The sequence below is a fragment of the Desulfosporosinus sp. FKA genome, from assembly GCF_002196785.1.
In the GTDB taxonomy this organism is placed as follows: Bacteria; Bacillota; Desulfitobacteriia; order Desulfitobacteriales; family Desulfitobacteriaceae; genus Desulfosporosinus; species Desulfosporosinus acididurans.
Genome location: NZ_NAHZ01000033.1, coordinates 405,109 through 413,120 on the forward strand (window position 1 = coordinate 405,109; position 8,012 = coordinate 413,120).

The window sequence follows — 8,012 nt, forward strand, 5'->3', positions numbered from 1 at the left end:
GAACGATAAAAATCGAATGAGCGCATCGCGTTTGCTTTATAGAATTAAATTCTTTTGACAATTCCAATTAGACGTGTCGAATCCTTAAATTCTCGGTCTCCATTGCTAAAAGTTGATAATGAAGAATGGCTTTTTCCGTTTCCTGGTCAAAAAGGTGTATTCCGGCAGGGTCTAAATCGATCTCCAGTCGGTCTCCGGTTTTGGCGGTTATCTTGGAGTTAACCCTTGCCGTTATGTGCTCATCCTCCAGGGTTAAATAAAGGTAAGTTTCCGCTCCAAGTAATTCTATGGTTTCTACTATTGCGGTTATTCTATTGCCCGCCGGCAAAGATTTCGGACTAATTCCTCTCGGACGGATATTTTCCGGCCTTATTCCCATAACGACCTCTCGGTTGGTATAGCCGCTTACGGTTTCTCGGGCTTTGATATTCGGAAGTTCAAGGCTGTTTTGACCGAACATCAGGCGGATTCCTCCTTCGTAATTTTCCAGCCGGGCTTGAAGAAAGTTCATCGGGGGACTGCCGATGAAACCAGCTACAAAAAGGTTAGCCGGTTTTTCGTAAAGGTTGGCCGGCGTATCTACCTGCTGGATGAAACCGTCCTTCATGACGACAATTCGGGTTCCCATCGTCATTGCTTCGGTCTGGTCATGAGTAACATAAATAAACGTTGTACCCAGATCGCGGTGCAGCCTGCTGATTTCACTTCTCATTTGTATCCTGAGCTTGGCATCCAAATTGGATAATGGTTCATCGAGCAAGAAAACTTGAGGCTCGCGTACAATAGCTCGGCCCAGCGCAACCCGCTGTTTTTGGCCGCCGGACAAAGCCTTGGGTTTGCGCTGCAGCAAATGTTCGATGCCCAGGATTTCTGCGGTTTGCTGAACTTTACTTTTGATTTGCTGTTTTGGGATTCTGCGCAGTTTCAATCCGAAAGCCATATTATCATAGACGGACAGGTGCGGGTACAAGGCATAGTTTTGAAAAACCATGGCGATATCCCGGTCCTTCGGCGGGACCTCGTTGACGATCCGGTCCCCGATATAAATCTCGCCACCTGTTATTTCTTCCAAGCCGGCAATCATTCGGAGCGTCGTTGACTTGCCGCAGCCAGAGGAGCCAACCAGGATGATAAATTCTCCATCCTCAATTTCCAGATTGAAATTGCTCACGGCGGTCACTCCGCCTTCATATTCTTTGCAAACATTTGTTAAACTTACACGTGACATATTTCCTCCTATTTAAGGCCTGAACTTGTAAAACTCTCCATAATCTTTCGGCCAAAGATGAAAAATAGAATTAACAAGGGGGCAATGACAGCAACAGTGGCGGCGCAGACATCAGCCCATTGCGCTCCGGTTTCATAGGTTTGGGCGAAAATGGCTAACCCCAGACTTAACGTTCGATGCTCTACGGAATTGGTGACTACCAGCGGCCAGAGGAAATTATTCCAGTGGTAACTTATTGAAACGATGGCAAAGGCTATATAGGAGGGCTTGCTGAGGGGTACATAAATTCTCCAGATAATTCCCCAGGTGCTCATGCCTTCAACCCGAGCCGCTTCTTCCAATTCATAGGGAATCTGCTTAAAGGTTTGTCTCAGCAGAAAAACACCGAAACCCGAGGCGAAATAAGGGATCATGATGCCTAAACGGGTATCCACCAGATTCAGCTGAGAAAGGAAACTATAATTAGGAATAATCAGGACATCCGGAGTGATCAGAATCTGCATCAGGAATAAGACAAAGAGGATATTTTTGCCGTAAAAGTCCAGCCGGGCAAAGGCGTAGGCCGCCAGGGTCACCAGAACAAACTGGACACAGAATATGCCGGTGATAATGAGAAAAGTATTCAAAAAGTAAGTGGCAAAGGGTGCCGAAGCAAATACATTTTTAAAATTAGCCAGAGTGGGTGGGACAAGCCGGAACAAATCCAAGGTATACTGTTTATCAACAAAAGCGGTGCGCAGGATCCAGAGCAGGGGAATGACATTAAGCGCAACGAACAATATTGTCATGCTGTGCCTAAAATACGAGCTGAGTTTAGCTTTCATCACTATATCCCCCTAACTGTAATAGGCCTTTTTATCCAGGGTAAAGAATTTGACGCAGGTTATGATTAACAAGAACAGCACCAGCAGAGCCGTAACGGCAGAGGCTTTGCCGACGTCCCAGAATTCGAAACCGAGCTGGTAGATGTAATAGAGGATCATATTGCTGGCGTTATCCGGTCCCCCGTTAGTCATAATATAGAGGTGGTCTACGGTTTTAAAAGCGTTGGTTAAAGAGATAATCAGCACAAAAAGCGTTGTTGGCGTAAGCATAGGCCAGGTTATTTTGCGGAATACCTGCCAGGAGCCGGCGCCGTCGATACGGGAAGCTTCGTATAGTTCCCGAGGAATGCTTTGCAGTCCTGCCAAAAAGAACAGCATGAAGTAGCCGGCTTCCTTCCAGATCAGCATAACCATGAGTGCTGGCAGAACGGTGGAAGAGCTTCCTAGGAGATTGATCTGTCCTCCCAGGCCCAGAATTCGTTCGGCATAACTCAACAATCCGTAACCGGGCGTGTAAATAAACAGCCAGATATTGGCTACGGCGATCATCGGCAGTAATGTTGGATAGAAATACCCGGCTCGGACTATTCCCCGGCCTCTGACGGCTGCATTGGCCAGGATAGCCATGATCAGGGCCAGCAGGATGCTGGCCGGGACGGTGATTAGGGCGACGAGCATATTGTTGTGGACTGCTTGCAGAAAAACCTGGTCTTTTATCAGGTTTTGATAATTGGCCAGACCGATGAACTGCGGTATTTTATGAGCGAGGTCTTTTAAATACAAACTATTGATGAAGGTTTTTACGATGGGGTAGAGGGTAAAAAGCACCAGAAAAATAAAGGAGGGCAGTATAAGCAGCCAGGCTATGATGCTGGTCTTCAGTTTTCGATTGTTAAAAGAAGGCTTGAGAAGCAGCCTCTGGGGATTTTGCTTCTCATACCTTCCAAACGGGAGTTTTATAATCATAAATATTGTCCTCACCACATTTTCAAATCGTGTCCTTATTTTTTAAAGGGATTGAGCACGGTATCTGCATTTTTCTGAGCGTCGTCCAGAGCCTGCTGAACAGGTTTCTGCTGGGTCAAAACGGCCTGAATGGTATCCTCCATGATCTTGGTTACTTTGCCGTTTTCATGGGTGGAAAGTTCAGCAGCGGCATATTGTAGTTGATCGCGCGCAGTCAGGGCGTAAGGGAAGTCCTTAATGTACTTTTTCATCGTGTCTGTTTCGTAGGCTTGTTTTCTGGTAGCCACATAACCGGTATCGATACTCCACTGGGCCACACGTTCCGGCGTGGTCATCCAGCGGATAAACTTCCAGGCGGCCTGCTGTTTTTCAGGGGAAGAGTTTTTGAAAATGTAGAAATTTCCGCCGCCTGTCGGGGTGCCACGGGTATCCATAGCCGGCAGCATGGCCGTGCCGAAGTTAAACTTGGCGCTTTTTTTGATATTCGTCAGATTGCCTGTGGTATGATACATCATGGCAGTCTTGCCCTCCAGGAAATCTGTGGGTACAGTCGCCCAGGCGATGGTATTTCCCGGCATGACTTTCTGGACTTTAGAGAGATCCAACCAGAATTGCAGGCCTTTTTGGGCTTCCGGAGAATTAAAATACACTTCATTGCCATCCGTGTTCATCAGGTTCTTGCCGTTTTGCTGTAAGGTAAAGGTTTGCAGCATCCAATAAGCATAGTCAGTGGAGGGGATTTCCAGGCCCCAACGCCCGTCTTTAGTCAGCTTCTTAGCATCGCTGACCATTTCTTCCCAAGTGGCCGGCGGTTTTTCTGGATCAAGTCCTACTTCTTTGAAGGCATCCTTATTGTAGTATAAAATGATGGTGCTTCGCTGGAAAGGGATTCCCCAGGTTTTGTCCTGGGTTTGGGAATTCGTCATAAACCCAGGGTAAAAATCAGCCAGATAGGCTTTATCTTCGTCTGTTTTAATGAATTGGTCCATATCGACAATGGCATCCATATCTAACAGGGAATACAAATCTGTGGAAAACATGATGGCCAGATCGGGCGCTTTATTTCCCTGAATAGCGGTTTGGACTTTGGTTCTGGTCTCAGCGTAGCTTCCCGTATAGACGGGGTTCACCTTAATATTCGGGTTTTCTTTCGTAAAATCGGCCGCCATCTGGTCGATTATCTTGGTTACGGGTCCGCCTACCGCAACCGGATAATAGAAGGTTAGCTCAATTGGCTTTTGCGGGTTTGTACCGGCAGAACTGCCGGCCGTTTGAGCAGACGTACCGCAGCCTGCCAGTAGCGTTGTAACAATAAGTAATAAACTTACTGCGGTAACAATGATCCTGTTTTTTTTCATTAATGGCTCACTCCTTACATTTAATTTTGATTTCGAATATGTCCTAAATAGCCTGTGGCTATATTTTAGGTGGTTAGAGTTTTCGTCAAAAAAAAGAAACACTTAATAATGCGCAACATTGGTTCGTTCTTGCGACGAAACATTTCGCGATCATAAGGTTTTCTCTTTACTCCACCTTATAGCCGTACTTGCAGGCTTTAATCACTATGAAATTATCCTTATTCTGGTTATAGCATACTTCTTTAGGCAGATCATGTCCATTAACAGAAGGTTAATTTCGTGTTAATAGATGGCAAATTTGTGAATAACTTCTTCAACTCCTTCTCCGAAAGCGTTCAGACATGAATAGTCGGCGTACTTTCTCAATTCGGCACTGCAATTGAACACAGCAGCCCCGATGCCTGCCTCCAGGAGCATTTCTTTATCATTCATGTGGTTTCCAATAGCTAAAATTTCTTCTTTCTTCACCCCCAAGAGCTGGGCCAACATTAACATGGCCTTGCCTTTATTCTCGCCTTGTTTGACGATTTCGAAGAAATCATCTTCGCTTTGCAGAAAGCTGTATGCTCCCAGGCTGGCTACGCTGTATTTTGACCAAAGTTCCAGACTGCGGCTAAAGTCGCCGACTAAGACCACTTTTTGCGGATTAATGTTTTGCAGCGACTCCTTGCCGCCCCGAAGAGATTCGCAGGTTATTTTTTCTTTGTGGCTAAATCTGTCAATTCCTTTTGAGCTGCCGAAACCGTAAACTCTGTCGTGTTCGAACAACAGAACGGCCAAATATCCATTTTTGCCTGCTTCAAGCAAAAAATCGGCGATGGATTCTATTTTCAGTTTGGCTTGGTATAAAATTCTTTGTTTATCTGCTAAAACCGAACCATTGGCTAGAATCACGGGAATTGTTAAGCCTAACCTTGCCACAATGTGTCTTACTGCAGACCAGTTTCTTCCTGTCGCCAGTGTAAATAATCCACCTGTCGAGATATATTCTCGGATGTTTTTTTCCACCTGTTCGGACAAGCGATGATCGCCATCCAGCAGTGTACCGTCCAAATCACTGACTATCATTCGTATTTTGCTCATGACTGCTCTCCTCTGCCTGGATTTAGGGGACACGTTCAGCTAAAATTGAACATCTGGGCTTCGTGGGGGACTCTACCTCCACCGAAGTAGAGTGCGGGAGACCCACTTCCACTTAAGAAGTGGGAGTCTAACGATTGATAAAAGGTAAATAAAATAACCTGCCCCAAAAAGAACATGCAGAATAATTTTGGCATGTCATTCTTTGTACCGGCAGGTTTTCGCTATCTCTCCACCCAGGATTATATTTTATTAAAGATATTGTAGCTGTATCGTTAACGACAAACAATTAAATAACTGTTAAATCTATGTGAAATATTGGCTAAATTTAATTTTGCGCGTTCTATTTAAGCTATAATTTAGGGAAAGAAAGTTCCTCTGGAGGTGTCAAATTGATTCAGGATATTTTTAATAAAAGTATTATTGCAGCCTGCGAACACAAGAATTTGTCCAATGCTTTGAAATCTAAAGCAAAAGCTGTTATTTATATGCATGGCGATCTAAACTCGCTGGTTAGTGAAGAGTTCAGAAGAGTTTGCCGCAGTAAGCCTATATTTATCCATATCGATCTTCTGAAAGGGCTGAATGGAAGCAAAGAGGCACTTCATTTTTTGAAACATAACGTAAACCCTTTCGGTGTGGTTAGTACCAAGAGCAAAAGTATTCGTTCGGCTAAAAAAGAAGGCTTTTTTTCGATTCAAAGAGTGTTTTTAATAGATACTCAATCTTTTAACAGCTCGCTGGAAGCGATTGCCGAAAATCAACCCGATGCCGTGGAAATAATGCCGGCAATTGCTCCTTCTATTGTAAAAAATACCGCGCTCAAATTTCGGTACCGATTATTCTTGGCGGATTGATCAGTGAAGAAGGCCAGATTATTGAAGCTCTGCGCCAGGGTGCGGATGCCATATCCCTTTCCAAAAGTGAATTGTGGGATTTTAACTTTTGCGATAGCGGGCAGAAGCCTAGTCCTGACGCCATTTTTCAAAGCGCTGGACAAATGTCAATTGGGCCATCGAAGCAGCACGTGCTGGGGAACGTGGAAGAGGTTTTGCTGTAGTATCCGATGGGGTAAGAAAATTAGCAGAAGGATCTCGACAAGCAGCTCAGGAAATTGCCGAAATTGTTGGCACAAGCTGTAGCAAAGAGAATGGAGTATAAAGCAAAATTTTCAAAGGCAATTGCGGCCCTAACAGACTCAAATAAGTGACTCTTATGTTAATTTTATTTGAGATAATAATTTATCAGGGTCATTATTTTTAGTTGGAATGTCAAAATCACCGCGTAAAAGCTTTAATGCTATTTTTTCCTCATTAATTTCACTCATTGTCCCCACCCCCAACCTCCTTATAATTGGTAACGGTGGGCACCAACCTATAAGAGCATGTATAAGTAAGAAGAAAGCAACCAATGCAGAAATTGAGAACCACCATTTGTTAAATAAAATGCCTAAACCGATAGTCAGCAACGTTAAACCAGCTGCACTTGTTTCCAGAACTCTCTCGGTGTCCCATTCATAATTAAGCTCATTAAGTCTTTGTGACAGCAATGTTTTAGTTTGATTACGATAATAATGAATATTCTTTAGGGTATTTTCTCGTATAGCAGCATTTACAACGGCTTTCGTCGCAAGTTGAACTCTTTTATTCGTGGGGGGGATGGCCATTGGTTATCTTCCTTTTCCTTTGGATCTAATACAATGTACTATGTAATTATTTAACGGGTCCTCGTCAGGGTTATTAATTTAATTTGCCAATGTACACAAATAATATTCCAACAAGCATTGAACTCATTAAATAACCACGTACGGTCGTCATCGGATTCCGTATTAAAGACCATTAAGTTTCGAGGGGATAGGAGGCTTTAGCCCAAAATCGAAAGCCCAAAAATGGAAGTTAAAAATGACCGTCGTGGCTAATGGAGTAATAATTAAATAAGAAGATTAAAAAATTTGTAATTGACAATATAAGCGGAAAATGCTACTATTAATATCCGTTCAAAACCAAATGAGAGAAATTTGGCAAGCGAGCGCAAGGAGTTAAAATTAGCTATTGACAATGAATATTGAAAATGCTAGTATGTAATTCCGGCCAAGATGGCTGACAAAATGGTCTTTGAAAACTAAACAACAAGGACAGCCAATGAGAGAAACTCGCAAGAGTTTCGAAAAGTATCATGAAATCATGAGCAGAAATCATCTTCTTCAAGAGAAGTTGAAATAACTTTTTTGGAGAGTTTGATCCTGGCTCAGGACGAACGCTGGCGGCGTGCTTAACACATGCAAGTCGAACGGAGAGGATTCTAAGTTTACTTAGAAGGATCTTAGTGGCGGACGGGTGAGTAACGCGTGGGTAACCTACCCAACAAGCCGGGACAACCCTTGGAAACGAGGGCTAATACCGGATACGCTTAGGAAGCGGCATCGCTTCTTAAGGAAAGGCGGCCTCTGAATATGCTGCCGATGATGGATGGACCCGCGTCTGATTAGCTAGTTGGTGGGGTAAAGGCCTACCAAGGCGACGATCAGTAGCCGGCCTGAGAGGGTGAACGGCCACA

At 44.1% G+C, this 8,012-nt stretch carries 6 protein-coding genes, 1 rRNA gene and 2 pseudogenes; 3 read left to right on the top strand and 6 right to left on the bottom strand.

Features of this window, described 5'->3' with window-relative positions; translation table 11 throughout:
• Window positions 1-67: 67 nt before the first annotated feature.
• The 5 genes from ugpC to B5771_RS21170 form a co-directional block, all read right to left on the bottom strand.
• Window positions 68-1,228, bottom strand: a complete 1,161-nt coding sequence (ugpC, locus tag B5771_RS21150; RefSeq protein ID WP_088189294.1) for a sn-glycerol-3-phosphate ABC transporter ATP-binding protein UgpC — start codon at window positions 1,226-1,228, stop codon at window positions 68-70.
• An 8-nt stretch (window positions 1,229-1,236) separates the two neighbouring features.
• Window positions 1,237-2,052, bottom strand: coding sequence for a carbohydrate ABC transporter permease (locus B5771_RS21155; RefSeq protein WP_207652725.1), 816 nt, complete (start codon window positions 2,050-2,052; stop codon window positions 1,237-1,239).
• A gap of 12 nt (window positions 2,053-2,064) precedes the next feature.
• A complete protein-coding gene (locus B5771_RS21160; RefSeq protein ID WP_088189295.1) occupies window positions 2,065-3,018 on the bottom strand; it encodes a sugar ABC transporter permease in 954 nt (317 codons plus the stop codon).
• Window positions 3,019-3,053: 35 nt separating this feature from the next.
• Entirely contained in the window at window positions 3,054-4,376 is a 1,323-nt protein-coding gene (locus B5771_RS21165; RefSeq protein WP_088189296.1) for an ABC transporter substrate-binding protein, read from the bottom strand.
• A 282-nt stretch (window positions 4,377-4,658) separates the two neighbouring features.
• A complete protein-coding gene (locus B5771_RS21170; RefSeq protein WP_088189297.1) occupies window positions 4,659-5,459 on the bottom strand; it encodes an HAD family hydrolase in 801 nt (266 codons plus the stop codon).
• 455 nt (window positions 5,460-5,914) lie between these two features.
• Here B5771_RS21170 and B5771_RS21175 point away from each other — a divergent pair.
• Both B5771_RS21175 and B5771_RS21180 read left to right on the top strand, forming a co-directional pair.
• Window positions 5,915-6,516 (top strand): annotated as a pseudogene (locus B5771_RS21175) (glycerol-3-phosphate responsive antiterminator).
• Window positions 6,459-6,584: pseudogene (locus B5771_RS21180) on the top strand (methyl-accepting chemotaxis protein); the annotation flags it as partial. The pseudogenes B5771_RS21175 and B5771_RS21180, both read left to right, overlap by 58 nt.
• Before the next feature lie 85 nt (window positions 6,585-6,669).
• On the opposite strand, the gene B5771_RS21185 reads toward B5771_RS21180, so the two are convergent.
• Window positions 6,670-7,122 carry a DUF2892 domain-containing protein gene (locus tag B5771_RS21185; protein WP_088189298.1) on the bottom strand — a complete coding sequence of 151 codons (453 nt, stop codon included), beginning with the start codon at window positions 7,120-7,122 and terminating at the stop codon, window positions 6,670-6,672.
• 558 nt (window positions 7,123-7,680) lie between these two features.
• On the opposite strand from B5771_RS21185, the gene B5771_RS21190 reads away from it, so the two are divergent.
• Window positions 7,681-8,012, top strand: a 16S ribosomal RNA gene (locus B5771_RS21190); the annotation flags it as partial.